Below are 25,177 nucleotides of genomic sequence, written 5' to 3' on the forward strand. Positions count from 1 at the left end.
TGATCGGCGAATGCTCTATGACGAGCAGTTCGATCGGTCCTCGCTCGTTGCCGTACGGAAAAGCGTCACGGCTTGCGGAGCGGCCCAAGGGTTGGAGCACATGCCGTTGACCTGGTTCACGCTGGCCACGCACGAAATCGCGCTCAACGCGGTGCACCATGGTGGTGGACGGGGCCGGTTGCAACTGTGGCGCGCCGGAAACGTCCTGCACTGCCTGGTGAGTGACGACGGGCCAGGCATTCCGGACCGATACCTGAGCCTGCGCCCTCATCGTTCCAGCGGCGACGCGTGGAACAGCGGTCACGGCTTGTGGCTCGCCGGCCGGTTCTGCTCGCATGTGCAGATCACGGATCGCCCAGGGGGCGGCACCAACGTGCGGCTGGAGTTTCCGCTGCCCGCATGTCCCAACTCGCCTGCCCGACCCAACGACCTCGGGCAGGGCTAGGCAGCGCCGTCGGCCCAGTAGGCAACAGATCCTCCCGGTCCAGGGCGGTGAGCACCGCACGCACCACGTCACTTGCGGCGGTGATCACCAGCCCGTAACCGTCCCGCATCGCGGTACGCTGGAGCCTGACGACCTCCCGCGCTCCGGCGGCGTCCAAGAACGTCACCCGCGCGAGATCAAGCTCGATCAGCCGCACGCCGTCCGGCGGCACCGCGGTCACCTCGCGGAATTTGGTGGCACGGAACGTGTCCAGGTCCCCGGCAACGGTGACTCGCAGGTTCCCACCGCTCGACGACATCCGCAGGACGAACGGTTGATCCGAGAGAACGTCCATGTGTCCCCCATTAGAACCGGTTTGCACCCGGGTCGGGCGGCCCGCCGTCGTGGCCGTGGGCGAGCGGCACGGATCTGTCACGTCCAGCGTCGGGCAGACCGGCGGCACGCACATCCGGAGAAATACTGATCTGCTGCTCGTGGACCTTGGGGACTTCCGGCTCCGGCGGGCCGAAACCGCCAAGGTCGAACCGAGAAAGCCCGTCAGCGGTCGGGTCTTTCCGGCAACGCGTGGTCGGCGCCGTCGAGCCAGACGTACACAGACTCGATCCGCCGGCCGACTTCGAGGTGACGGTGATGGTTGTCCGGTTCCAGCGAGTCTGCGGTCATTTGCAGGCAGGCGGTCACCGCAGGATCGCCGCGGGATCCGTCCAACTCCGCGTACTGTCGCTGCACCGCGGCCGTGGCCTCACCGGTGTGGATTGCCCGTACCTGGCCGGTACGGCCGGTAGCGGGTGGCCCAGCCCAGACCCCGACCCCGACGATCCCGGCCAGCACCGACACCACCACCGCAACCTGGTCCGCCCGCGATGACGAGACCACGGTGGGTTGTCCGCAACACCAGACTTCATACGGACCTGGACGAACACGTGCACCGGTTCCGGTACCTGATCCGCGACCGCGATACCAGGTTCACCACTGCGTTCGACGCCGTGTTCGCCGCGGCCGGTGTGGACGTGGTGGGGACGCCGCCGTGCACACCGCAGGCGAACGCCTTCGCCGAACGGTGGGTGCGCACGCCAGGCCCCTGGCATCGGCACAGCGGCCGTGGAACGTGTCGATGTCCTCTGCGGCCTGATCCACGAGTACCGCCTCGTCGCCTGAGACCGACGAACCACCGCCGCTACCCGGTCCGTTCCCGCGAACGAAACCATGAGACCTTGACCTGGGCCGCCGTTACTCACGGTTCCCCCAGCAACTGGATCACCCGCCTCGCCGAAGCCCACCACCCCGGACGCCTCGAAGCCGGCCACCTCCCGTTCGACCACGACGCCGCGAACCTGTTCTTCCAACTCATCGCATCCCGCTACGAACAAGGCTCCGTCATGGTCACCTCAAGCCTGCCCTTCGGCCGCTGGGGCGAGACCTTCTCCGACGACGTCGTCGCCACCGTTATCTCGACTTCGATCTTGAAATATCGCCTTTGACCTGCGGTTTTGTTTCGTGGACAGGTGTCTTCGACTAGCTGTCTTGGGCGTTGAGGCGGGATGCGCGTAGTTGTCCGTGGGCTTGCGCGAGGGCGTCGCGGAGTTGCTGGTTCTCGGCGCGTAGCTGGCTGATGCGTTCGTGGGCCAGCGTGAGGCGCTGACGCAGCGAGTCGTCCGTGGCGCGGATCGTCGTTTCCCTGCGGGCGTCAGCGTCGGCGCGATGTCGTTGCAGTTGCTGGATCCGATCGCGGAGCTCTGGCTGGGTATAGATCCACGATCGCGAAACTCCGGCCCGCCGGGCGATGAGGGCGACGGTCACGGTCTCGCCGGCGTCGTTCATCTCAGTGAGGGTTCTCTGGGCGCGGCGCAGGGCTTGCTGGTGTCGTTGTCGTGCGTGCTCGGCGAGGTGCTGGCCTGGTTTAGCCGGCATCCGGGGCTCCTGCTGTGGTGCAGGCGCAGGACTTTCCGCCGCCGCAGCAGCCGGTGGTAAGACCGTCGATGATTGCCAGTAGGTTCTTCTCGACGGTGCGGTTCATCTCGGCCAGGCGGTGCTGGCCGTTGCTGTCGGCCCGGGCGATGAGTGCCTGGGTCTGTTCCAGCTGGCCGCGGTGCTGGGGCAGGAAATCGGCGGTGGTGACGAAGACGGGGCAGGTCAGGCAGGCGTTGGCGAACTCGCATTTCTGTTGCAGCGGCAGGGTGCAGTAGCCGTTGGGTAGCGCCATTTTCGCCCGGGCCAGGTTGTTCTTCATCCAGATCGCTTCGGCCAGCGGACCGGTGTCGGCAGGCAGTTGCTCGCCGGCGATGTTGACTTTCCGGGCTTGTTCCCACTGCTGGCGGATCGTCGCGTCGGACAGTCGGGCGTAGTGGGCGGTCATTGCGTGCGAGGTGTGGTCGAGGAGGCGACGAACGGTCTCCTGCGGAACTTCGTTGTTGATCAGTCGGGTGCCGAAGGTGTGCCGCCATTGGTGCGGCGTGACCCGGACCGGGCGGGCGTGCTCGTCACGGATGTCGCAGACGCGCAGCCACTCGCGCAGCTGGCCGCGGAACGTGGCGGTGCTGAAGGCGACCTTGCCCTCGGGATTGCGAGTGCGGCGCGGCAGCAGGACCGCCGGGTCGTCATACTCGTCGATCATTGCCTGCTGTTGGGCGGTGATCGCCTCGGCCATGGCGGTGTCGATGGGGACGAACGCCTCCCGGCGCATTTTGTGGTTGGTGTAGCGCAGGTAGGGGGCGCCTTGGCCGTCCCGGACGATGCAGTCCAGGCGCAGTTTGGCGCCGTCACCGACCCGCAGCCCTGTATTCATCAGGATCCTGGCCAGCAGCCGGCCGTGGGGATCAGCGAAGCGGGCGAGGTTGTCGGGCCGTTCCAGCTGGGCCATCACCGTCTCCGGTAACGCCCGTGGCGCGGCGGCGGGAAGGCGTGGGTAGTCCTCGGCGAACACGTCGACGTCCGGGGACAGGCGTGGCTGCCAGCGGTGCTGGCGAGCGGCGCGCAGCAGCCCGGCCAGGCTGGTGAGCTGCCCGGTGCGGCTCTTCGCGTTGGGAAACCGGTCGACCAGGTGCGCCAGGTGAACCTCGACCATCTGTCGGGTGAAAGCTTCGGGCCCGCGTCGCAGCGCCGGGAACGATGCGGCGAACAGGGTGATCGCCCGGACGTCGGCGGCGACGGTGGCCACGGCGATCCCGGTCGACAGCCGCCAGCGGGCCCAGCGTTTGGTCAGCTCGCGCAGCCAGACCGGCGCGATGCCGGTGAACCGCAGTTGGGCGTCGCGGCCGGGGAAGCCGATCCGGCGTAGTAGCCAGACGTCGCGGGGGAATTCGGCCTCCCAACCAACGCCCTCGACGACGTCGCGCAGGTAACCGATCGCGTCGAGCAGAAACCGGCGTTCGATGTGTCCGCGTTCGGTGGAGAACCCCAGAAAGGCCGTCCATGCCTCGGGGCTGCGGTCCAGCAGCGAGGTGACACCCGCGCCGGGCATTGCCCGCAGGAGCCGACGGATCGAGTGCGGCCGGGTGATGGTGCGACGCTCATCCACCCGGCATTGGATCGCATAGGCGATCTCGTGGCGCATCGGTGTCGGCAGCGGCCGTAGGTCGAACCGGTCCTGCCCGAACGTGGCGCAGCCCAGCAGCCAGGACTGCATCGGTGGCCGGTCGGCGCGGACCCACCGGTTGCGGTGGTGGACGCACAATCCCGCCTCGCCTTCGGCCTCCAGCCCGCAGTCGGGGAACCGGCAGCCGGCGCGGGCCGGTAGCGGTGGGCCGCCGCCGGCGGCGATCCACGCGGCCAGATCGGGCCGGTTCTGCTGGTGCCACCGGTGGGCGTGGGAGTGGCAGAGCCTGTGTTCGCGCCGACTGCGGCGGCAGCCGTCGATCGTGCACTTCGCCGGCTGCTGCAGCCAACGCCGGTTCGCCGGCGCCGCGGCCGCCCAGGTTTCGATGTCGTCGGGGCGGCCGTCATCGATCCAGCGCTGGTGGTGGGCTGAGCATTTCCCGAAGATGACGGCGAGTCGTGTGCAGACCGGGACCAGACACGCCGGGCCGCCGATCACTGGGTCGTCGGGGTCGACCAGGATGATCGGTTGCGCGAACCGCGGCCGGAGCCGAGCCGCCAACCCCACGCCGGTGTCGGCGTCACCAGGAAGCGGCTGCAAATGCCTCAAGCCGTTCGTCATTCCCTTCGTCATCGCAGAATCCCGGCGGCGACAAGGGCGTTGCGGGCATCTTCGACGCCCAGGTGAGAGTAGGTGTCGATGGTGGTGCTGATGTGGGCGTGCCCGAGCAGGTGCTGCACGATCTCCGCGGCGACACCGCGGCGCAGCAGACCGGTAGCGTAGCTGTGCCGAAACAGATGCGGCGAGAAGCTGATGCCGGTGCGTTCCCGCAACCGCCGCACCAACCGATCAACACTGGCATAACTCATCGGTGCCCCGACAGGCGAACCCCACAAGTTCACGAACACGTAGTCACAGTCCAGCGTCCCGTACTCCTCATGCAGATAGTCGCTGTAAAGCCGGAACAGGCCCGCGTCGGCCGGGACCTCCCGCGACCACGTCTTGGCCCGCGCCCGGTTCGCGTTCTCCCGCGCCCGAACCGCCACCAGCCGCCGCCGGGCGTCAACATCCTCATGGCGTAGACCCAACGCTTCACCGATCCGCAAACCGGTGTCCTTCAACAGAGTCAGCAGGAACCGGTCGCGCAGCCGGTCACAAGACTCGATCAGCGTCGTCATCTCCGACGCGGTCAACTCGCGCGGCGGGCGACGCTCCGCGCGCAACGCGATCACCCGATGCCGCTCCGGCCGCGCCCCGAGATGCGCCAGGAACGGCTGCCACGAACCACCGCGACGGCCAGGCCTCCACCGCGTCAATAACTCCCCGAGCGCGACACCGTGCCGATGATGGAACTCGTAGAACGACGCCAACGCCGACAGCTTCCGGTTCACCGTGGCCGCCGCCACCGGCGCCTCCACCCACGGCAGCAACGCCACCCGCCCGTCCCGGGCCCCGTCCGGCAACCGCAGCCACGACACGAACCGGCCCAAGTCCTCCAACACGACCCGATCCCACCGCAGCCCCCGCTGATCCAGGAACTCGAAGTAATCCCGCAGATCATGCGCGTAGGCACGAACCGTGTTCGGCGAGCGATCGACCGCCGTCAGGTGAGCCAGGAACCGGTCCGCAGGCTCCACGACCATCCCGCCGGCCAGAACCGTCGACGACTCCGGGCCCGACGGCATCACCAGCCGCTGAACCCGGAACGAAGGCCCGTCACAGACACGGGAAGATAATCCGTCCACAGCAGGCGAACGGCAGGTCCCGCACCGCCGTCACGGACGTCGTGGACATCTCACCTGAACGGTTAGATAACCGCAGCCATGATCGACCGCCTCGTCCACCGCGCCGAAGTCCTCACCCTCACCGGCGACTCCTACCGCACCCGCCGCCGCCGCGACCTCCTCAAGGAAACCGCGCCAACCACGAAGGCAGTACTTCGTCAGACCTATCCGGGGTGGGGAAGTTCAGCGCTGTTGACGCGGAGGTAGCCGGGTTCCTGGACGGTGGACCGGCCGTGCAGCAGGCCGCGAACACCGCAAAGCGGCCTGACTACATTCTCATCGGCCGAAGCACAACGGACGCCGGTGGGGACTCAGATACTGGCCAGCGGCACCGCCGTCAGCTGACGGGCTCAGCCGCCCGTCTTGGTGCGGTCGGCGAATGTTCCGGGTTTCGGGATCTCGACGGTCACCGGTCCGCCGGGGTCCCGAACGGTCAGTGAGAGGGCCGGCCTCGTCGGCGTCGGCGTGCGTGATTGAACCACGAGTTTGCTCAGGCGCCCCTTGGCCACGTAAACGTCGAGGAGGAAGTCGGGCCGACCGAACGACGACTCGGCGCCGAACAGCTCGACGGCCCGGGCCGTGCGGTCACCGAGGACCACCTCCGTAGCGAGGCCCTGGAACGTGTAGCGGTCGCCGAGGACGGGGTCGAGGGCCTGTTGGACGGACCCCGCCGACGTGATGTCGAGGTAGTCCAGCGGAATTACCTCCGGCATCGGAGCCGCGCGGGCGGGGACCACCTCGCCGGTCCTGCTGGTGAACGCGGGCCGCCAGAAGTTGTTGACGCGTCCGGAACCCGTGATGGCGGCCCATTCCAGGCCGTCGAACGTGGTGTTGAGCGTGTCGAGGTAGCGGGTCTGCCCGTCGTCGACGATGGTGACCGCGTCGAGCCGCTGCCGCGAGCCGTCCTCCTGCTTGTACGTCACCTCCGACGACAGCGTCCACTGTGGAGAGTCACCGCCGGTGGACCGCATCGTGCCCGACCACAGCATGCTTATCGCCCTCGCCTGGAACGCCGACATGTCGGGTTCCCTCCAGGTGAAGTCGAAGTCGACCTCGTACGGGCCTGCCGCCAGGGCGGCCGCCGCTGCCCGCACCGCCTTGACCTTCTTCACCATCGGGTCCAGTACCGGCTTCTCAGGACGGGTTCCGCGGCTCGGGGTCAGCCCCCAGACCGTGGTCGCCGCGGTAACGACGACGACCACGACCGCGGCCACGACGGCGGCCACGGTCCACCACGTCGCCCGTCGGTCAGTCCCGGTTGGCGGCTGCGGCTGGACGGGCATCGGCTGGGACGGATCCACCGGCCGACGATACCGTCCAGGCCGCCGGCTACGCCCGACCGGCCGCGATGACGTCCCGTTCGTTGCCCTCCGGATCGGCGACGGTGTGTGCTCCGGCACAACCCGACCGCGGGCGGCCACCGGGGCGTCGATCCGGGCCCGGGCGTGGTCGGGCGGAACGGCGAGACTCCGACCCGGCGTCGTCCACCCGCGACAGGCTCTACGCCAACCTCGAAGCCACCGCCGACCAGCTATACATCTACGAACTCGGACAGGTACCCGAACTGCTGCAAACCCCCGACTACACCCGGGCGCTTTGCCTGGCTGTCAAGCCCGACGCCACCCAGGCGGCCGTCCGCGACCACCTCAAACACCAGCAGGAACGCCAAGCCGTACTCATCGAGCGCACCCCGCCCATGCGGCTGGCCGCGATCCTCAACGAGAACGCGCTGACCCGACCTGTCGGCGACGCAGACGTCATGCGCGAGCAGATCCAGCTCCTCTGCGCACTCGCCGACCGCGTCCACATCGACATCCGATACCTGCCCTGGAGAGCCGGCGCACACCCCCGCCATAGCCGCGGGCGGGTTCACGATCCTGGACTTCCACGACCCCGACGACCCCGACATCGTCTACGCCGAGACCCTCACCGGCGCCCGCTACGGCGAACTTCCCGCCGAACTCACCGAGTATCGCCGGATCTTCACCAGCACCTACGCGCTGAGCGTTCCTATCAGCGACTATCGCCTCTGATCGGATCACTAGCTGATCCGTACGCCGAGCTTGGCGTCTTCTGATCGCCCCTGACCTGCCCGACCACTGCGTCCAACAGCATGCCGAGATCCGGCGGCGGCGGTCGCGGGTGTTCGGCGCTGGAGTGGACCGCGGCGTCGAGCCGGTCGGCGGCACCGAACGTGAAGCGTCCAGGCCCTGCGACAGGGTTACGTCGTCGCCCGGTGCCTCGATCGCGATATCCTGATCGCGGGCGCCCGGGGGCGCCCGCGATCTGCGCGAAGGACTCAGCCCACCCGACCGCGCCACGGCACCGCCGCCCGACCTCCTTTCGGCCTGCGCATGCGGATACCAGGCATCAGCGAGAGGAGGCCGTCATGCCGGCCCGCGATCTGCCCAACAACCCCAACCTGGAACACCTCAAACACCAGGCCAATACCCTGCAAGACGGTACGGTCCGGCGACGCCGAAGCCGCCGGCCTGGTGCGGGAGTTCCACCCGCGACTGACCGACATCCCAGACGGCGCCGCCGCACTGACCGCGTTCGCCCTGGCCGACGCACAGCTCGTCGTCGCCCGCAGCTACGGCTTCGTCAGTTGGCCCCGGCTGCGTGAACACATCGACACGGTCACCCGGTACACCCGCTCGCCGCACCACCAGCCGATCGGCGGGCCGATCACCACCGCCGCCGGACTCGCCGACGAATTCCTCCGGCTCGCCTGCCTGACCTACGGCGGTGACGACCAGACCCGCCACCAGCGAGCCCGCCACCTGCTGACCGCACACCCCGAACTCGCCGCCGCCAGCATCTACACGGCCGCCGCGGTCGGCGACACCGCGCCGGCCAGCATCCTGCTGGCCGGTGGATCGTCACGGTCTCGGTCGGATCGGGGGTCGGTGTCGCGCTGTGCGGCGTCCTCGCGGCGTCGTGGCGCGCCTCGCGCGTGCGCCCACTCGAAGCCCTTCGGGAGACGGGCGCCGCGGCCCGCGTGATGACAGCACCACGACGGACCGTGGGTCCCTCGCCGTGACCGCCGCCCGCGGCCTGGTGGGCGCGATGCCGTTTCTGCGTGGCGAGGCGGCGCTGAACGACGCCCTGTTACTGCTGTTTACGCTCGTCGTGGCCGGGGCGGCGCTCGGACCGGTCGCGGTGCGGGCGGGGCATCCTAGGCCGGCTCGCGTACGCCAATGTCCGCGCGGGCGTGCGGCGCAGCGCGTCGACCGCGGCGCCCGTCATGGTGCGGGCGGCGTTCGTCGGGGGCGTCGCCGGTATCGTCGCGACGCTCGGCGCCGCGACCCGGGCCGAAAGCAAGCGGACGCTGCGCGCGGAGCTCGTCGTGACCGCCGACCACCCGATCAGCCCGCGGGTGGCCGGCGTCGACGGCGTGGACGCGGTGTCCGAGGAGGTGCCGGTGACCTTCGACGCGTCGCTGGACAGCTCCGACCCGTCGGCGTTCGACATCGCCGACGGACTGGCCGTCGACCCCGCGGCATATTCGCGGACGCACGCCGTCGACGTGACCGCCGGCGACCTTCGCGACCTGCGTCGGGCCACCGTCGCCGTCTACCCGGGCTACTAACCGGGCATGAACTGGAAGGTCGGCGACACGCTGCGGGTCCGGCTCGACGACGGGCCGCGCGACCTGCGCATCGTGGCACTACTGCCCGACACGTTCGCCGGTCCGCTCATCCTCCTGTCGCTCGTCCTGGCACCGGTCGACGGCGACCGCCGATACATCGTGCGGCTCGCGGCGGGCGCTGATGTGCCGACGGTCTCCGCGGCCTCCCCGGCCGAGTTGTCACCGCCGACGAGGGGATCGGCCGGACCACCGACGAACAACAACGGGGCGACGTCGACGTGATGATCGCCCTGCTCGCGATGGCGATGGCGTACACGGTCGTGGCGCCGCGTCACCGGACTGACCCGCGGCCAGGTGGTCCGTACGGCGTTGTGGGAGTCGCTGACGGTGGCGGCGGTCGGTCTCGTCCTGGGCTACCTGGCCGCGGCCGGAACCGTCGCGAGCACGACGGTCAACGTACGCGCGACAATCGGCGTAACTGTGATGTCGGCGCCGTTGGCTCTCCTGGGTGCGGTCGCGGCCGGAGCGACGCTCGTGGTGTGCGCGACCGCCGTGGTCGCAACCCTCGTGGTGACCCGTACACCGCCGATCCGAGCCGTCGCGGCGGCGACCTGTGCTGCTCCGTGTACGTCGATGCGATCGCGGCCGAGGACGTCGGATCAGGGCACCACATGCGGGCCAACGATGCCGTAGCCGCCGGTCCAGGTGGCTGTGATCGTCCAGTATCCGCGGTTGTCGATCGCGACGGCGTTGTTGGCGTTGTGGTCGCCGTTGGCGGTGAGCCAGTCCTTGGCGTAGTCGGTGGAGCCGGACCTGATCCGGGCCGCCATCGCCGCCGCGATGGCGTCGCCGTTCGGGCTGTCGCACGGTGCGCCGCGCTGGTAGCCCAGCAGCGCCACGAGCGGACCGCCTTTGGACCGCAGCAGGCGCGTCCAGGCCACTCCCGGGCCCGACGGTGGCGACGTGGACCGGTCGATGCGCAGCACCGAGCAGCCGGCGATCACTAGGACGTCGAGGTCCATCGCCGGCGGCCAGACGAGGGCCAGGTCGGCCGGACCGAGCCAGTCGAGGTACGACCCGGAGACGCCGCACGGGCTGCCGGTCGTGTCGATCGCGAGCTTGCCGCTGCCGGACAGGCCGTGGCCAGAGTAGTAGAAGACGTCGGCCGGGCTGCGCACCAGGCCGCGGACCGGGCCGGGCAGCCGCCAGTTCGGCAGCGCGCGCACCGCCAGTTCGAGCACCTCCACGCCGCCGGCCCGGAACAGCGCCAGCGCGTCCGGGATCTCCCGCGACCTGTCCCCCGTCGTGCCGGTCGGGGTCGGCGGTTGGGTGGCGATGCCGTGCGCGGCTGCGCCGAGCGCGGTCCGGAACCGGGCGTCGCTCGTCCCACCGGGACGGACGACGGTCGCGACCTGCGCCGCGCCTGGACCGACGGCCAGGAATCCGCCCAGCGCGTCGAGGGGACGGGCGTCGCGGTAGCGGGTCCGGGCCGGGTTCGCCGGATCCGGCCCGGTGGCCCGGACCGGCCACCGCAGAGGTGACGCCAGCGTTCCGCCGCCCGGCTTCCGGTTCGGCAGTCGGCTCGTCACCTCGACCACCACCTCGGCAGGCATCAGCGCCGCCGGAAGCCCGGACGCGACGGCGACCACCTCGACGGTCGCGGTGTCCACGCCGAGCACCTGGTTCCAGGTCAACTGCGTACCGGCGCCGGCCGGTCCGGCGAGCCACAGCCCCTCGACGGTCACCTGGGCCGTGCCGGTGGGTCCGGTCACGACGGCGTCGAGTTGAGCCCAGGTCCGGACGCCGACCTCGCCGTCGACCTCGGCCGGCGTTCCCGGGAACACGAGTGCCTGGAACGCCCGCACGGCTGCGTGGGTGTGCCGGCCGAACCGGCAGTCCTCGACCAGCGGGGCGTCGGCGATGCCGGTGACACCGGCCGCGATCCGGTACCCGTGCAGGCCGTTGAGCTTGCGCTGGATCTCCCGGACGGCCGGGTGCACCGAGCCCGACCGCAGCACCCGGGGCCGGCTCGCCGGCGGCACGGGCACGTCGGGGCACGGGCCGGTGAGCGACTCCGCGTCCATGCCGGACCCACGTGGACGCAGCACGAGCACGTGCCCGGGCAGCACGCCGTGTTGATCGGCGACCCGGCGCGCGAACCGGTGCGCCCACGGGTGCGGCGCCGGGTCGAGCACGTGGGCGTAGAGGCCGGGCCACCGGCTGTCCGGCCGGTAGCCGGCCGGCCGGAGCTGGCCCAGGTGCCGCAGGTCCGGCGCGGCGACGACCGCGATGCTGGCGAACGGGCTGCCGCGTCCGCGGCTCAGCACGAGGTCGCCCGGACGCAGCGTGGTAAGGCGGGTGCCGGGCCGGGCGACGACGTCGAGGGCGTGCAGCAGCGGTCCCGGCCCGGTGGCCGGGTCGGCCGCGAACGCGTCGAAGAGTCCGGCCTCGGTGAGCCCGATGCCGGACGGGACACCCGCGGCCGACAGCACGTGCCGCAGCCACGGCTCCTCGGCCCCAATCTCGTCGGAACCGGATCCGGCGGCGCGGCGCACCAGCACGGTGTCCAGCCTGGTCAGCATGTCGTCCGGCCGGGCCGGCGGGTCCGCGGCGGGGTTCCCGCCGCACCCGCGGTCGGCCTCCGGGTCCGGTCCGGTCGCGCCGTCCGCGGGACCGGTCAGCGCCTCGCGCGAGGACGCCGTGCACGCGGCCACGATCCGGTACGCGGCCAGCACGCCGGACACCAGCGCGCCCTCCATGTATCCGAAGAACCCCGGCGACGCCTGCTCCCCGGCGAAGATCAGCCGGCCCTGGAACGGGGTGCCGAGGTTCCGCGCGACCGTGGTCACCTGGCCGGGTGCGGGGACCGAGTACCCGGTGCGGATCCACGGCTCGGACGGCCAGTCGACGAACGTCGTGGTCGGGCCGTTCGCCCGGTAGCCCGGGTACAGCTCCTCGAGCCGGGCCCGGTAGGCGGCCGGGTCCCGGACGAGCCGCCCGCCCGAGTAGACCGACAGGCACGCCGCCGTCCCGCCGGTCTGTTTGTCGGTGCCCTCCCAGACGCTCCCGAGCCGGTCCCACAGCGCGCTCGGCGCGAGCCGCGTGTCCTCCCAGAATGGCCGCCGCACGGCGCTGAGGAACTTGACCGCCGGGCCGTGGCTCATGGTGTAGTCGGCCGGCCGGAACGGGACTCCGGCGTGGACGCGCGGCCACGTCGTCGGCGGACCGGCCAGGACGACGTAGTCGAAGTCCTCGGCCGTGGCGGTGCCGAACCCGACCCGCACCGACCGGGTGCCGATCTCCAGCCAGGTGACCGGCGTGTTCTTGCGGATGTCGGGCAGCCGCTTCGCGAGGTGGGTGACGAGTTGCTCGTTGCCGCCCTTGCAGCGGTGGGTCTCGATGCGCGTCCAGTACGCCAGCGGGTCACCCGGAAGCATGTGCGCCCGGACGGCCGCGAGGTAACCCAGATAGCTCTGCCGCGCGACCGGGGCGCACTGGTCGTTCTCGGCGACGAATTCGAAGTACGTACGGGCGACGCTTGACACCGGACCGAACAGCTCGTCGAGCCGCTGCGCGAGCGACTTCGCGTCGAGGGCGGCGGCACCCGGCGACAGCCACGGTCGGAGCGGATCGACGGCGGACGCGTCCCGGGCGATCTGCGTCCGCACCCGGAGCAGGTCGCGCTCCAGCTCGCGCAGTTGCTCGTCGGTCAGGTCGGCGGGGCCGAGCCGGGTCCGCACGCGCAGGCCGCGCCGGGCGTAGTCGTCCTCCGTACTGACCCGCACGAGGTCCAGGCCGAACCGGCGGGCCAACCCGATCCACGTCCGATGGTTCTCGCCGATCAGCTCGGCACCGGCCTCGACCACCATGCCGGGCGTCACCCCGTGGTCCGAACGGACCCGACCGCCCAACCGGCGGCTCGCTTCGAGGACGGTGACCCGCGCGCCGCCGGTCTGCAGCGACCACGCGGCCATCAACCCGGCGAGACCACCGCCGACCACGGCCACCCGGATGCTACCGAGGCACCCGGACGCTACCGACTCGGCGACCGGCGAATCCTCCGCGTTCAGATCGACCGGCGGCAGGTCGAATCCCGGCATGTGTGCCTCCGGCGGACGGCGCGGACGGACGGCGTCGAGCGCGCGCCGCGGGTTGAGGTATCCGCTGCCGATCCGGCGCGGGTCGACACCCGGACCGGGCGGGTCGCACGCGGCGAGCAGCGCCCGCCGCGTCTCCTCGATGGACAGCAGCCGGCCGGCCGCTTCGAACATGAGCGCGACGGTGCCGGTGACGGCCGGCGCCGCCATGCTGGTACCGGACATCCGCACGTACCGGGGACCGTCGCCGCCGGCCGGCCGCGACCGCGGACCGGGCACGAGCATGCCCGATGCGACCAGGTCGGGTTTGCGTCGGCCGTCCCGGGTCGGGCCGGAACTGCTGAACCACGCGAGCGGGCGGTCGCCGCGGTGCGCGTCGTACGCGCCGACCGAAATCGTGCGGTAGCCGTTGGCGATCGTGCCGATCGTGGTCCGCGGACTGGCCTGCCCGTCGGTGAACCGCACCTGGCAGGTCCGGCAGCCGGAGTCCCGTTCGATCCAGGCGTGCACCCGCCCGTCGACGACGTCCTGCCCGGTGAGCGTGACGTCCCAGCCGCCCGGTCCGGCCGGGTCGATGAAGATGCTCACCTGGTTGTCGCCGTTGTTCGGGTCGTGGGCCCGGTGGTACACCCGGGCCACGTCGCGGCCGTCGACGACGACCGTCCCGTGCCCACCGAGGGGCACCATCGCCGTCGCGCCGGTGTCGGAGGTCAGCTCGACGAGCAGGCGGTCGCGTCCCGGGTACCAGATGTCCACCTGGTTCGTGGTCACGTCGCGGGGATCCACGTCGAGGTGGAACCGGCGCGACGTTCCCGGTCCGATCCGCCAGGCGGCGTGCGTGCGGCGGTGGTAGTAGTTGCCGCAACTCTGCACCACGGCCCGGCCCGGCGCGGCCGAGACGAACTGGTCGAGCGCCAACTCCAGCAGCGTGCGTCCGGTGTGCTCGCCGGCGTGCCGGCCGAGGCTAAGGTTGATCACGCACGGCCGGTCGCCGGCGACATCGGCCACGAAGTGGATCGCTTCGAGCAGCTCTATCGAGTCGCCGAGCGATGCCGGGCCGGCGTCCTGTCGTCGGCCGAGGCTGACGAACACGAGGTCGGCGCCGGGGGCCATCCCCACCGGTCCACCCGCCCGGCCGTTGCCGACGGCGAGGCCGGCCGTGTGCGTGCCGTGCGCGCCCGGGCCGGCGTCGAAGTCGGCCGGGTCGTAGCCGAGCGCGGAGTACGGGTCCGGCCCGGCGAGCGCGGCGTCGATCCGCGCCGCCTCGAGGATCCGCCCGTACCCGTAGCGCTCCGCCCGATCCGACGCGGCCGGTCGCTGGTCCCAGAGGGCGAGCAGCCGCGTCGTGCCGTCGGCGTGCCGGAAGTCCGGGTGGCCGATGTCGATGCCCCAGTCGACGAACCCCACCACAATCCCGCTCCCGGTCTCCGGCAGGTCCGCCGGCCGGCCCCCGTCGGCGGCCCTGTCGGCGGGCCCGTCCGGACCGCCGGGGTCGGGCCCGTGGGGGTCGGGCTCGTCCGGGGGTTCCAGGTCCGGTGTGTAGACCTGCGGCGCCTTGACGCTCGCGACCACGGGATCGGCCCACAGCGCTGCGACGTCGCGGCAGCGCACCCTGGCTGTGGCGACGTCGCCGAACCGGCAGACGACGCGCGCCGTTGGCGGGAGTGCGTCCGGGTGCCGCAGTCGCAGGATGACCGCGATCTCGCCGTCGGGATCGCACCGCCGGACGAGTTCGCGCAGGGCCGGATCCATCGGTCAGCTCCCGCCGCGGCCGCCCCGGCCGGCGCTCTTGCCGCCCGGCGCGGCATCCGCGGCGCCACCCGGTGCGGCGGCGGCCGGACCCGCGAGCTTGTCGAGCCGGTCGAGAATCTCCTTGTGCCGCGCGGCCGCGGCCGCCTCGGTCTCCAGCCCGTCGACCTTCGTACCGATCCCGTCGACCTTGCCGTCCACGGCGGTCACCGCGATACCCACGGCCTCGACCGCCTCGACCATGTCGGTCAAGGTCTGGACGATGTCCGTCGGCACCACGGGCCGCTTGGCGACGAACAGATTGACCGTCGTCCCGCGCGGGCGGATCGTGTTCTCGACAGGATTCTGGCTGACCACCGTGCCGTCGGGTTCGTCGGCTTCGACGACCCGGGCCCGGGGCACCAGGCCGAAATCGCGCAGCTTCTGCTCGGCCTCGGCCTGCGTCCGGCCGACGACGGACGGCACGGCCACACTGCCGACCGCGGCGGATCCTCCGCCGATCACCAAGCCCGGCAATGACACCATCGCTTCGCTCCCTACTTCTTGCCGAGCACGAGGACGAGCAGGAGCAGCATCATCGTCGAGTCGCCGCCGCCGAGGCCGCCCTTGCCGTCACCGCCACCGCCCATACCGGGTCCGAGCAGCAGGAGCAACGGCAGCAACGTCGCGAGCTGGTTCTGTGACTGGGTGACGACCTTGACCGGGTTGCCGTTCTCGTCGGTCGAGTCGGCGGTCTCCTGGGTCAGCAGCGGCAACAGCACGGCGAGCATCTTCGTTTGCTGCAGGTCGGCGCGGGTCGCGTCGGCGGTCTTGCGCCGGTCACTGAACTCCTTGCGTAGCAGGCCGCCCTGCCGTTCCTGGGCGGTGGCCAGGGTGTTGGTGCGCGTTTCGAGGGCCTTGACGGCGTTGCTCAGCGTCTCGATCTTGCCGTCGAGGTTGCGGGCGGCGGTCTGCACCTGGGTCTGGCTGGCCGGTGTCGCCGTCTGCCGCGGGACGAAGCTGCTCTGCCGGGTGGGTGTCCGCACGAGGGCGCGGCGGGGAGCCGCCTCGTCGAACTCCTCGTACTCGAGGCTGTCGAGCAACGAGTCCAGGTCGTCGGAATATCCGTTCATGACGCACTCCTTTCCCGGGTGGCACCTGCTGCCTGCCCGGTGGTCCGCCGTCCGCGCAGGCGGACGTGCAGGCGTAACGCGGGCAGGACCAGGCGGTCGAACCCGTCGGGGTCGGGGGGCATGAATCCGGGTCTGCCCCGGCCCCCGCACCAGGGACAGCCGCGGTCGTCGCCGAAGCAGATCCGGCACGCGCCCAGCGCGTCGGCCGCGTCGGCGAGCCGGGCGCGCAGGGCGTCGACCTCCGCGGTGATCCCGTCCAGGTGCTCGCGCAGCGCCGCCGCCCGCATCCGACGGTCGGCCAGCTCCTGCTCTTGAAGGTCGTCCCGCTCCTCCTCGGCCAACTCGCTACGCAGCTGCTCCTCGCGTTGCATGAGGATCTGCGCGATCGGCGCGAGGTCGGGATCGGACTCGGTGAGCCGGCCGAGGCTCTCCTGCACGCTCGCGCCACCGGCCAGGTGCTGCTTGATCAGTGCGGCGATGTCGAGGTCGATCATCGTCCACGCGCCACGAACTCGTCGTACTCCTCGTACTCGTCGTAAGCCTCGTCGTAGGCCTCGTCCTGTTCGCGGGTCGGCGGACCGAGCAGCTGGAGCAGCCGACCGGAGCACTGGTCCGGGTCGGCGGGGTCGGCGACCAAATCGCCGCGCGGGCCGACGAGGTATGCGGGAACGGCCACGGCATCGCCCCACGACAGCGCCTCGGCCTCCGACTCCCTCGCCAGTGCCGACAGCAACCCGGCGAAGGCGTTGGCCGGCACCGGCACGCCCGACGGCCCCGCCGGCACCGCCGGGTTCCGCCCGCCCACGAGGGCGGCCAGGGCCTGCGCGGTCTCGGGACGGGCGAGCAGACCCAGCAGTTGGCTGGTCGCCGGTGCCCGGCCGGCCCCGCCGCCACCGAGGAGACCGGCGAGGCCCGGTCCGGTGCCGCCTCCCCCGGTCAGCGCACCGGCGGTCCCCACGACCCCGGTGATGACATTGCCGACGTCGCGCGCGGCGCCGGTCCCGTGTGACTTGAGCGCGGACCCGGTGCCGCCAGCCAACGCGCCGAAGAGCGCGCCGTACGGCCCGAGCCGCGATCCGGCCGCGGCGCCCTGCATCGCGCCCTGCGCCGCACTGGCGACCACCGGCGCGGCCTGCTGGGCGAACCGTCCGATGTCTCCACCGATGTTGCTGAACGCCTTGCCGAGTCCGGAGAAGAACTCCTCGTACTCGGCCGGCGTGACGCCCTCACCGAACGCCGATTCGAAGACCGAGTCGAGCTCCGCGTCGGTCAACGCGGAGAACCGATCGTCGAGGGCGTCCCGCAGGTGGGGGTAGTCGGTGCCGTTCATCGCGGTGTTCCTCTCACTCGTACGCCGTCCGCCCGGCAGCGGCGCGACGCAGGACCGTCGACAGGCGCTTCGCACGGAGGAGCCCGTCGATCAGGGTCGTGTCGGGTTGCAGACGGTGCAGCAGCCCTTCAGCCCGGTCGAGATCCACGGCCAGCACGCCCAGCCGCGGGTACTCGTCGACGACCCGTTCGGCCACGGCGGGCAGGGTCCGGTCGGTCATGGCCACGACGACGAGATCGACGTCGCCGTTGGCGAGGCGCAACAACACCTCCACCTCGCCGCCGGAAGCCTCGACGGCCTCCAGGTCCGGCGCGACGGCCACCGCCGCGCGCACGGCCGCGAGAAGCGGTGCCGGCTCGGCGGTGACCAGGATCCTGTGACTCACGCCGCCTCCCTCGTCGCCGTCGTGCAGCCGGGTCCCGACGTTAGGCGCGCCAGTCCGGGGACGGATGAACCTCCGGGTGGGGAAAGTGCCTGTCCTGACGGTCCACATCGGTACCGGATCCGGCGGATCGGAGGATCCGGTCCGGGTGACCGGTTCCGTGCGGCGTATCAGTCCCTGGCCGCACGACCTCCAAAGAGGTCAGGCGTGCCGTGCGCGGAAGGGGGAATCATGGCGACGATCCCGGCTGTCATTGTCATCAGTCCGGTGCGGATCTACCGGGAGAGCCTCGCCGCCGCGTTGTGCGGGCAGGGTTCCCTCGAGGTCCTCGGAACCGCCGCGACGCCCGACGAGGCGCGCGGCCACGCGACCGACCGCGTCCCCGACGTTCTCCTGGTCGACGTCGGCACCGCCCACAGCGTGCGGATGATTACCGACCTTGCCCGGACCTACCCCGACGCGGCGCTGGTGGCGCTGGCATCGCCGGAGGAGGACGAGGACATCGTCGCGTGCGCCGCGGCGGGCGTGGCGGGATTCGTCGCCAGCGAGGGCTCGCTGGACGATGTCGTCGGCACCGTCGAGTCCGTCGCCCGCGGCGACGCCGTCTGTTCACCCCGGGTGACCGCGGCGCTGCTGCGGCGGGTGAGCGGGACCGGAGGCGAACCGGCCCGCGCGGCCGCCCAGATCCGGCTGACCCCACGCGAACGCCAGATCGTCGGCCTCATCGACACCGGACTGTCGAACAAGGAGATCGCGAGCCGCCTGTACATCGAGGTCAGCACCGTCAAGAACCACGTGCACAACATCCTAACCAAACTCGGCGCGCAGCGCCGCAGCCAAGCCGCCGCCCGCGCCCGCACGGTGTCGTCGTCGGGCTGACTCTGCAGGGGCTACCGGCTGCGGTGCCACACGAGCAGGCCCGTGATGTCGACCTCGACCGTCGCAGAGCCGTCTACGACCCGGTCACCGCTGCGCCAACGCCCGGCTGCGCACACTTCACCATGCGGGCACGCGCCCAAGCCGGCGCGCAAAGAACCGGAATGGTGCCCGCCGCGACACCCGCCAGCGCTGCGTAAACCCGTATTCGGGCGCCGCGAGCAGGCCCCTTCATGGCCAGCTGTTTCCTCGGTCTCTTGCTCGCACCCAGCGTAAAGCCGCCTATTGCCGTGCTACGGGGTTGACTGGATATCGCGCGGATTCCGCGCCCGGTCGAGTTCGGCGCAAACGGGCTTCGCGGATGCATCGTGGACCGAGGACCCGGACGAAACGCGTTCGTGCGCAGTGCCCGAAGCATCGGCGAGCTCTACCACGAGGGCATCCAGCCAGCCAGAGTTTCAGTTGAGGCGCGATTGCGCTTGCACCGTGAGGGGTCGGCCGAAGCTGGCGAGGCCGGGGCCGCGAGTAGGAGCCGGTGCGACGCCATCGCGGTCGTGCACAAGCCAGCCGAGGACACCCGCTCACCGCGCAGCGACTCGCCGAGTTGCTCACCGGGGCCGGGCTGCCCGACGGCGTGCTCAACGGCGTCACCGGCGGCGGCGCGGCAGGCCCGGCGTTGGTCGAGCACCCCGGCGTCGACAAGATCGCCTTCACCGGTTCGACCGCGACCGGCGCCAAGGTCGCCGCCGGGGGCGACCGCCCGTATCAAGCCGACCACGATGGAACTCGGCGGCAAGAGCGCCCGGGCCAGGTCCGGACCCTTCGGCCAGAGATCGCGCACGGGTACCTGACGTTGTCGCTGCTGATTCCCCTATTCGGGAAGCTGCTGGTGGTCGACGACGTGCGGATGGCGGTGAACAAGGTGAGGTTCCCGGCACCGGTGCCGGTACCGGTCGGCGCCAAGATCCGGCTCGCCGGGCGGCTTCCGAGGTGACCGACGTCGCCGGTGGCGGCGTACAGATCCGGCCGACTTCACCTGGAGATGGCCGGTGGCAGCAGGCCCGCGCGCGTGGCGCAGGCCGTCCACCGCTTTCTATCCCTGAGGGCTGTGCCGTCCGGGGGGACTGGCAACTCCCCCGGACGGCAGGCGGCCGTCAATGTGCGACGTCGGCCGGCAGCTTGTCCGGCGTGGTGTTCTCCGTCGCCTCCTCCTCGTCGTCGTCGAGCATCGTCGCCTCGTCGAACGGATCGTCACCGGCGAGGACCGCCCGCGCCCGGTCCCGGTCGAACTCGCCGGTCCACACGCCGACGAGGACGGTGGCGACCGCGTTGCCGGCGAAGTTCGTCAGTGCGCGGGCTTCGGACATGAACCGGTCGATGCCAACGATCAGACCCACACCGTCGACGAGGTCGGGACGGTGGCTCTGCAATCCGCCGGCGAGCGTCGCGAGTCCCGCGCCGGTGACGCCGGCGGCGCCCTTCGACGCGACGACCATGAACACGAGCAGCGACACTTGCTCGCCGATCGAGAGGGGGTCGCCCATCGCCTGCGCGATGAACAGCGACGCCATCGTCAGATAGATCGCCGTGCCGTCGAGGTTGAAGGAGTATCCGGTCGGCACGGTGATGCCGACGACCGACTTGCTGACACCGACGTGCTCCATCTTCGCGATGAGGCGGGGCAGCGCCGACTCCGACGACGACGTCGAGAGGATCAGCAGGAACTCCCGGCCCAGGTAACGCAGGAGCGAGAAAAGGCCGATGCCGGCGCCCACCCGCAACAGGACGCCGAGGATGACGAAGACGAAGATCGCGCACGTGACGTAGAAGCCGAGCATGATCTGTGCCAGGCTCTTGAGCGCGTCGACGCCGGTCGCCCCGACGACGGCCGCCATCGCGCCGAATGCACCGATCGGTGCCAGCCACATGATCATGGCGAGGATCCGGAACACCAGTCGCTGCGCGGTGGCGACGGCCCGCAGCACCGGCTCGCCGCGCCTGCCCATGAACTGGACGGCGAAGCCCACGAGCAGCGCCACCAGGAGGGTCTGGAGCACCTCGCCGGAGGTCAGCGACGACACCAGCGTCGTCGGAATGATCCCGAGGATGAAGTCGGCCGTACTCTCGTGGCTCGCACCGCTGGCCGCCTTCTGGCCGGCTGCGGCGACGCTGTCGCTCAGGTTCAGCCCGGAACCGGGCTGGATCAGGTTGCCGACGACGAGACCGATCACGAGCGCGACGGTCGACATCGCCAGGAAGTACCCGAGCGCGAGACCGCCGACCTTTCCCACCTTCGCGGCCTTGCGGACCGAGCCGACTCCCAACACGATCGTGCAGAAGATGACCGGGCTGATCATCATCCTGATGAGGTTGACGAAGCCGGTACCGATCGGCTTCAGTTCCGTGGCGACGTCGGGCACGGCGAGGCCGACGGCGACGCCGGCGACGACCGCGACGATCACGGCGATGTACAGATGATGCGTCCGGTCCCGGCGGACCCGCCGGGCGGGGATCTGGGATGCCATGCCGAGAATGTGGCCTAGGTCTCACTCGAACACACCGTTACGTTCATTCTGTTCACAGCACAGACCCGGGACGGACACAGGATGAGACGCCGATGGAGCATCGCCGCACAGATCTTCGCGCTTCAGGGGGTCGTCGTGACGCTCCTGGTGGGAGGTGGAGTGGCCGGCGCGGTGTTGCTCGCGCGCGACGACGCCCAGGACGCCGCGGTCGAGACCGTGCTCGCGGTCGCCGAGACCGTGGCGTTGTCCCCGTTCACAGTGGAGTCGCTGGCCGCCCCCGACCCGGTGAGCCGGCTCCAGCCGTACGCGGAGTCGACCCGGCTCGCGACGCACACCGACTTCATCGTGGTCATGGCACCGGACCGCCGCCGCTACAGCCACCCGAAGCCGGAGCTGATCGGGCAGCGGTTCACCGGCGCCATCGAGGGTGCCCTGAACGGGGGGCAGGTCGTCGAGGTGTTCGCCGGGAGTCTCGGTGAGTCGGTGCGGGCCGTGGTGCCGGTCCGCGCCGGAGACGGTCGGATCGTGGGCCTCGTCTCGGTCGGCATCACCACCGAGGAGATCAACCGCCGGCTGACACGGCAACTGCCGACCCTTGCCGTTGTGACCGCCGCCGCGCTGGCCCTGGCGGCCGCCGGAGCCTGGCTGCTGAGCCGGCGGCTGCGGCGGCAGACCCACGGGCTCGGTCCGGCCGAGATGACCCGCATGTACGAGTACCACGACGCCGTGTTGCACGCCGTGCGTGAGGGTCTCGTCGTGGTCGACGGGAACGGACGGGTCACGCTCGTCAACGACGAGGGGCGGCGGCTGCTCGGCCTGCCAGAGGACACCGGCACCGACCGTCTCGTGGCGGACCTGGACCTGCCCGCGGCCGTCGACGAACTGCTCGCGTCGGGCCGGCCCGCCGAGGACGAGGTCGTCGTCGCCGGCGACCGCGTGCTCGTGGCGAACCAGCGCGTGACCCGCTTCGCCGGACGGCGCCTGGGCACCGTGCTGACCCTGCGCGACCACACCGACCTGCGCCTGCTCGCCGGTGAGCTGGACTCGGTGCGTGGGCTGACCGACGCGCTGCGGGCGCAGGCGCACGAGGCCGCCAACCGGCTACACACCGTTCTGACGATGGTCGAGCTCGGGCGCACCGACGAGGCGGTACGGCTGGCCACCGCGGAACTTGCAGTCGCACAGCAGCTCACCGACCAGGTCGTCGGCGCGGTCACCGAGCCGGCGCTCGCCGCGCTGCTGCTCGGCAAATCCGCCCAGGCCGCCGAGCGGGGCGTGGAGTTCGTCGTGGCGGACGGATCCCGCCTAGACGGACCGGCCCTGCCGAGCCGGGACCTGCTCACCGTGGTCGGCAACCTCGTCGACAACGCGCTCGAAGCGGTCGCCGGCACCGAACCGCCGCGCCGCGTCACCGTCTTCGTGCGGGCCGACGACGACGAGGTGGTCGTCCGGGTCGGCGACTCCGGCCCAGGGCTGCCCGCCGACCGGGTCACCGACGCATTCCGGCGCGGCTGGTCCACCAAACAGGACGGCCGCGGGCTCGGACTGGCACTCGTCGGCCAGGTCATCCGGCGCCACGGCGGCCGGCACACCGTAGGCACCGCGCCCACCGGCGGCGCGCTCGTCACCGTACGGCTGCCGAGGCGCTCGTGAACATCCGCGTGCTCGTGGTCGAGGACGAGCCACTGCTGGCCGAGGCTCACCGCGTCTACACCGAACGGGTGCCCGGGTTCGTGGTGGTCGGCGTCGCGCACACCGCCCGCGACGCCCTCTCCGCCCTCCGCGGAGAGCAGGTCGACCTGGTTCTGCTGGATCTCAACCTGCCGGACCGGCACGGCCTGGAGGTCTGCCGCGCCCTGCGCGCCGCCGGCAGCGGCACCGACGTCCTGGCCGTCACCTCGGCGCGGGACCTGACCATGGTGCGCGCAGCGGTCGCGCTGGGAGTCACCCACTACCTGCTCAAGCCGTTCACGTTCGCCGCGTTCCACGACAAGCTCGACCGCTACGCCCGCTACCGCAGCCAGCTCCTCGACACCGGCGAGCTGACCGCGCAACACCAGGTCGACCGGGTCCTCGCGACTCTCCGCGGCGCCACGGCCTCCTCCCTGCCGAAGGGCCTCGACGCGGCGACGCACGACCTGGTGCTGGCCGCGCTGCGCACCGCCGAGCTTGCCGGGCTGTCCGCGGCCGAGGTGGCGGCACGCACCGGCGTATCCCGGATCACCGCCCGCCGGTATCTGGAGCACCTGGCCGACACGGGAACGGTGATACGGGCCCCGCGGTACGGCGGCCCGGGCCGTCCCGAGGTCGAGTACCGCCCGACACCGACGTGACCGTGGGGTTGGCTGCGGCGTTCCGCCGTCAATCGCGGGGGTAGCAGCGTGCCGTGGACCGGCTGACCCACCGGACCGCCGGGGAACCGGGCACACGTTCTCCACCGGCCACGTGCGGGCGTGTATTTTCGTGCATCGATGCGGATCGCGCCCGCGACCGTCGCAACGGGGGTAAGTGTGGTTGTGGTGTTACGTGTCGTGGCCGGCATAGTGCTGGCGGTCGCGGTGTCCGGCTGTGGTGCCCAGCCCGACACGGTGGCACGGCCGGTCTCCCTGGTCGCCTCCTCGACGGCAGCGTCGCCCGCGCCACCGAGCGCCTCGCCGTCGGCATCGGTTGACAAGGCGGCGTTGCAGGCGCGGGCGAAGGCGGCCGCGATCGCTGCCAAAGGCCTGTCGCCGCTCGGTGTCTCCGTCACGCCCAAGCAGGACACGGCCGTCGCGTACGACGTCACCGGGGCGTGCGGCAAGCGCGTCGACGCCGACCGCCTCGACGTGCACGCCGCCCACAACCGCACGTGGAGCGCACAGGGCTGGTGGATCAGCAACACCGCGTACGCATACGCGGCCACCCCCGGCACCGACGTCGTGGCCCAGGTGAAGGCCGCCGTCGAAAGCTGCCGCGCCTACACCGGTAGCGACGGCCAGTACACCCTGCACGACGCGGTGGCCCTGCCCGCGTTCGCCGGCATCGACGCCACGTACGCGTTCTGCCAGACCACAAAGCGACCCGACAACACATTCGTCAGTTGCGTGGCGCTCGTGGCCAAGGGCACGGTCGTGTCGTCGGTGTGGACCGTGCACGGCACCAGCCGGCCGGACAACGCGTCCGGGGTCAAGCAGGTGGCCGCCGTGGCCGCCGACACGCTCACCTGACCGCAGATACGCGTGCCTTGTCAGGCGAGGATGGTCACGGGCTTCTCCAGGAGGGCGAGGGAGGCGGCCGGCCGCTGCGCCGCGATGGCCCGGTCGACGGGGCGATGGTTGGTCACCGTGAGCGTGCCGCCCTCCAACTCCTCCTGGCGCAGTCGGCCGGTGCGGGCCCGCGCGATCAGATCTGCCGTCGCAGTCGCGACCGCCGACACCCGCAGCCGAGCACCATCGGCGCTACCAGCCCGCGGTGGGTGGCGACGGCGACCCGATGTCGATTCGACGAGAACGCGCGCACGGCGTCCGGCGTCCGGCGTCCAGATCACGCTCATCGCGAGCACACACGCACGTGGGCCCCGGGCAGCCGCGAGCACGACGAGGTCGTTGACGGAGATCCTGGGCGCGCCGGACGGGTCCCGGGCGGGCGCGCAGCCGCAGTAGCTTGTCTATCCAGGCCGAGCCGCGCACCACGAAATACGGTGCGGGCGTCGCGGCGTCGTTGCGGGGTGGGGGCGAGCAACGCGGTCAGGGCTGCGGTGGTGACGGTGGC

At 71.2% G+C, this 25,177-nt stretch carries 26 protein-coding genes and 2 pseudogenes; 14 read left to right on the forward strand and 14 right to left on the reverse strand.

The window, feature by feature from the left end; all coding sequences use genetic code 11:
- Positions 1 to 10 precede the first annotated feature (10 nt).
- Positions 11 to 445: an ATP-binding protein gene (locus Vau01_RS65545; protein ID WP_204011776.1), complete on the forward strand. Its 435-nt coding sequence runs from the start codon at positions 11 to 13 to the stop codon at positions 443 to 445.
- Here Vau01_RS65545 and Vau01_RS57535 read toward each other — a convergent pair.
- Together Vau01_RS57535 and Vau01_RS57540 are read right to left on the reverse strand one after the other, a co-directional pair.
- Entirely contained in the window at positions 345 to 779 is a 435-nt protein-coding gene (locus Vau01_RS57535) for an STAS domain-containing protein (RefSeq protein ID WP_204011778.1), read from the reverse strand. The two genes, Vau01_RS65545 and Vau01_RS57535, sit on opposite strands and share 101 nt — an antisense overlap.
- A gap of 203 nt (positions 780 to 982) precedes the next feature.
- Entirely contained in the window at positions 983 to 1,321 is a 339-nt protein-coding gene (locus tag Vau01_RS57540) for a hypothetical protein (RefSeq protein WP_204011780.1), read from the reverse strand.
- Between the two features lie 338 nt (positions 1,322 to 1,659).
- Here Vau01_RS57540 and Vau01_RS57545 point away from each other — a divergent pair, with 338 nt between their 5' ends.
- The gene (locus Vau01_RS57545; protein ID WP_373320487.1) at positions 1,660 to 1,926 is read left to right on the forward strand and encodes an ATP-binding protein; all 267 of its coding nucleotides are present in this window, start codon (positions 1,660 to 1,662) and stop codon (positions 1,924 to 1,926) included.
- Positions 1,927 to 1,960: 34 nt separating this feature from the next.
- Here the strand turns inward: Vau01_RS57545 and Vau01_RS57550 are convergent, their stop codons facing one another.
- The 3 genes from Vau01_RS57550 to Vau01_RS57560 are packed head-to-tail and all read right to left on the reverse strand — an operon-like array spanning position 1,961 to position 5,665.
- Positions 1,961 to 2,356: a DUF6262 family protein gene (locus Vau01_RS57550; protein WP_239152917.1), complete on the reverse strand. Its 396-nt coding sequence runs from the start codon at positions 2,354 to 2,356 to the stop codon at positions 1,961 to 1,963.
- Positions 2,346 to 4,613 carry a tyrosine-type recombinase/integrase gene (locus tag Vau01_RS57555; RefSeq protein WP_204011791.1) on the reverse strand — a complete coding sequence of 756 codons (2,268 nt, stop codon included), beginning with the start codon at positions 4,611 to 4,613 and terminating at the stop codon, positions 2,346 to 2,348. The genes Vau01_RS57550 and Vau01_RS57555 overlap by 11 nt, the downstream gene beginning before the upstream one ends.
- Positions 4,610 to 5,665 carry a site-specific integrase gene (locus Vau01_RS57560; RefSeq protein WP_239152930.1) on the reverse strand — a complete coding sequence of 352 codons (1,056 nt, stop codon included), beginning with the start codon at positions 5,663 to 5,665 and terminating at the stop codon, positions 4,610 to 4,612. The genes Vau01_RS57555 and Vau01_RS57560 overlap by 4 nt, the downstream gene beginning before the upstream one ends.
- A gap of 138 nt (positions 5,666 to 5,803) precedes the next feature.
- Here Vau01_RS57560 and Vau01_RS64255 point away from each other — a divergent pair, with 138 nt between their 5' ends.
- On the forward strand, positions 5,804 to 5,971 hold the full coding sequence (locus Vau01_RS64255) for a hypothetical protein (RefSeq protein WP_373320488.1): 168 nt from the start codon (positions 5,804 to 5,806) through the stop codon (positions 5,969 to 5,971).
- 143 nt (positions 5,972 to 6,114) lie between these two features.
- On the opposite strand, the gene Vau01_RS57570 is transcribed toward Vau01_RS64255, so the two are convergent.
- Positions 6,115 to 6,990, reverse strand: a complete 876-nt coding sequence (locus Vau01_RS57570; RefSeq protein WP_204011805.1) for a hypothetical protein — start codon at positions 6,988 to 6,990, stop codon at positions 6,115 to 6,117.
- Positions 6,991 to 7,112: 122 nt separating this feature from the next.
- Between Vau01_RS57570 and Vau01_RS65550 the strand changes: the two are divergent.
- The 6 genes and pseudogenes from Vau01_RS65550 to Vau01_RS65560 form a co-directional block, all read left to right on the forward strand.
- Positions 7,113 to 7,550: pseudogene (locus tag Vau01_RS65550) on the forward strand (Scr1 family TA system antitoxin-like transcriptional regulator); the annotation flags it as partial.
- Positions 7,551 to 7,617: 67 nt separating this feature from the next.
- The gene (locus Vau01_RS65555; RefSeq protein WP_373320489.1) at positions 7,618 to 7,797 is read left to right on the forward strand and encodes a Scr1 family TA system antitoxin-like transcriptional regulator; all 180 of its coding nucleotides are present in this window, start codon (positions 7,618 to 7,620) and stop codon (positions 7,795 to 7,797) included.
- Between the two features lie 462 nt (positions 7,798 to 8,259).
- The gene (locus tag Vau01_RS57580) at positions 8,260 to 8,769 is read left to right on the forward strand and encodes a hypothetical protein (RefSeq protein ID WP_204011811.1); all 510 of its coding nucleotides are present in this window, start codon (positions 8,260 to 8,262) and stop codon (positions 8,767 to 8,769) included.
- A gap of 209 nt (positions 8,770 to 8,978) precedes the next feature.
- Positions 8,979 to 9,356: a hypothetical protein gene (locus Vau01_RS57585; RefSeq protein WP_204011814.1), complete on the forward strand. Its 378-nt coding sequence runs from the start codon at positions 8,979 to 8,981 to the stop codon at positions 9,354 to 9,356.
- 6 nt (positions 9,357 to 9,362) lie between these two features.
- Positions 9,363 to 9,638, forward strand: coding sequence for a hypothetical protein (locus tag Vau01_RS57590; protein WP_204011817.1), 276 nt, complete (start codon positions 9,363 to 9,365; stop codon positions 9,636 to 9,638).
- Positions 9,639 to 9,692: 54 nt separating this feature from the next.
- A pseudogene (locus Vau01_RS65560) lies at positions 9,693 to 10,049 on the forward strand (hypothetical protein); the annotation flags it as partial.
- On the opposite strand, the gene Vau01_RS57600 reads toward Vau01_RS65560, so the two are convergent.
- From Vau01_RS57600 to Vau01_RS57625, 6 genes are read right to left on the reverse strand one after another with little or no spacing between them, the layout of a single operon-like run.
- On the reverse strand, positions 10,016 to 15,205 hold the full coding sequence (locus tag Vau01_RS57600; protein ID WP_204011827.1) for an FAD-dependent oxidoreductase: 5,190 nt from the start codon (positions 15,203 to 15,205) through the stop codon (positions 10,016 to 10,018). The pseudogene Vau01_RS65560 and the gene Vau01_RS57600 sit on opposite strands and share 34 nt — an antisense overlap.
- 3 nt (positions 15,206 to 15,208) lie before the next feature.
- Positions 15,209 to 15,727: a PASTA domain-containing protein gene (locus Vau01_RS57605; RefSeq protein WP_204011828.1), complete on the reverse strand. Its 519-nt coding sequence runs from the start codon at positions 15,725 to 15,727 to the stop codon at positions 15,209 to 15,211.
- 11 nt (positions 15,728 to 15,738) lie between these two features.
- The gene (locus Vau01_RS57610; RefSeq protein WP_204011831.1) at positions 15,739 to 16,314 is read right to left on the reverse strand and encodes a hypothetical protein; all 576 of its coding nucleotides are present in this window, start codon (positions 16,312 to 16,314) and stop codon (positions 15,739 to 15,741) included.
- Positions 16,311 to 16,808: a hypothetical protein gene (locus Vau01_RS57615; RefSeq protein ID WP_204011833.1), complete on the reverse strand. Its 498-nt coding sequence runs from the start codon at positions 16,806 to 16,808 to the stop codon at positions 16,311 to 16,313. Before Vau01_RS57615 ends, Vau01_RS57610 begins: the two co-directional genes overlap by 4 nt.
- The gene (locus tag Vau01_RS57620) at positions 16,805 to 17,644 is read right to left on the reverse strand and encodes a hypothetical protein (protein WP_204011835.1); all 840 of its coding nucleotides are present in this window, start codon (positions 17,642 to 17,644) and stop codon (positions 16,805 to 16,807) included. Before Vau01_RS57620 ends, Vau01_RS57615 begins: the two co-directional genes overlap by 4 nt.
- 13 nt (positions 17,645 to 17,657) lie before the next feature.
- Positions 17,658 to 18,029, reverse strand: a complete 372-nt coding sequence (locus Vau01_RS57625; protein ID WP_204011838.1) for a hypothetical protein — start codon at positions 18,027 to 18,029, stop codon at positions 17,658 to 17,660.
- A 228-nt stretch (positions 18,030 to 18,257) separates the two neighbouring features.
- On the opposite strand from Vau01_RS57625, the gene Vau01_RS57630 reads away from it, so the two are divergent.
- On the forward strand, positions 18,258 to 18,905 hold the full coding sequence (locus Vau01_RS57630) for a response regulator transcription factor (protein WP_204011840.1): 648 nt from the start codon (positions 18,258 to 18,260) through the stop codon (positions 18,903 to 18,905).
- A gap of 532 nt (positions 18,906 to 19,437) precedes the next feature.
- The gene (locus Vau01_RS64900; RefSeq protein ID WP_275424054.1) at positions 19,438 to 19,896 is read left to right on the forward strand and encodes an aldehyde dehydrogenase family protein; all 459 of its coding nucleotides are present in this window, start codon (positions 19,438 to 19,440) and stop codon (positions 19,894 to 19,896) included.
- 160 nt (positions 19,897 to 20,056) lie between these two features.
- Here the strand turns inward: Vau01_RS64900 and Vau01_RS57645 are convergent, their stop codons facing one another.
- Positions 20,057 to 21,427 carry a cation:dicarboxylate symporter family transporter gene (locus Vau01_RS57645; RefSeq protein WP_204011845.1) on the reverse strand — a complete coding sequence of 457 codons (1,371 nt, stop codon included), beginning with the start codon at positions 21,425 to 21,427 and terminating at the stop codon, positions 20,057 to 20,059.
- An 81-nt stretch (positions 21,428 to 21,508) separates the two neighbouring features.
- Here Vau01_RS57645 and Vau01_RS57650 point away from each other — a divergent pair, with 81 nt between their 5' ends.
- From Vau01_RS57650 to Vau01_RS57660, 3 genes are all read left to right on the forward strand, one after another.
- Complete coding sequence (locus Vau01_RS57650; RefSeq protein WP_204011847.1) at positions 21,509 to 23,080, forward strand: sensor histidine kinase; 1,572 nt, start codon at positions 21,509 to 21,511, stop codon at positions 23,078 to 23,080.
- Positions 23,077 to 23,760 carry a response regulator gene (locus Vau01_RS57655; protein ID WP_239152919.1) on the forward strand — a complete coding sequence of 228 codons (684 nt, stop codon included), beginning with the start codon at positions 23,077 to 23,079 and terminating at the stop codon, positions 23,758 to 23,760. The genes Vau01_RS57650 and Vau01_RS57655 overlap by 4 nt, the downstream gene beginning before the upstream one ends.
- Positions 23,761 to 23,958: 198 nt before the next feature.
- The gene (locus tag Vau01_RS57660; protein WP_204011849.1) at positions 23,959 to 24,633 is read left to right on the forward strand and encodes a hypothetical protein; all 675 of its coding nucleotides are present in this window, start codon (positions 23,959 to 23,961) and stop codon (positions 24,631 to 24,633) included.
- Positions 24,634 to 24,653: 20 nt separating this feature from the next.
- Here Vau01_RS57660 and Vau01_RS57665 read toward each other — a convergent pair whose 3' ends face one another.
- Complete coding sequence (locus tag Vau01_RS57665) at positions 24,654 to 24,842, reverse strand: 2-oxo acid dehydrogenase subunit E2 (RefSeq protein WP_204011851.1); 189 nt, start codon at positions 24,840 to 24,842, stop codon at positions 24,654 to 24,656.
- Positions 24,843 to 25,177: the final 335 nt, after the last annotated feature.

Origin of the sequence: Virgisporangium aurantiacum (assembly GCF_016863635.1) — a bacterium.
GTDB classification, from domain to species: Bacteria; Actinomycetota; Actinomycetes; order Mycobacteriales; family Micromonosporaceae; genus Virgisporangium; species Virgisporangium aurantiacum.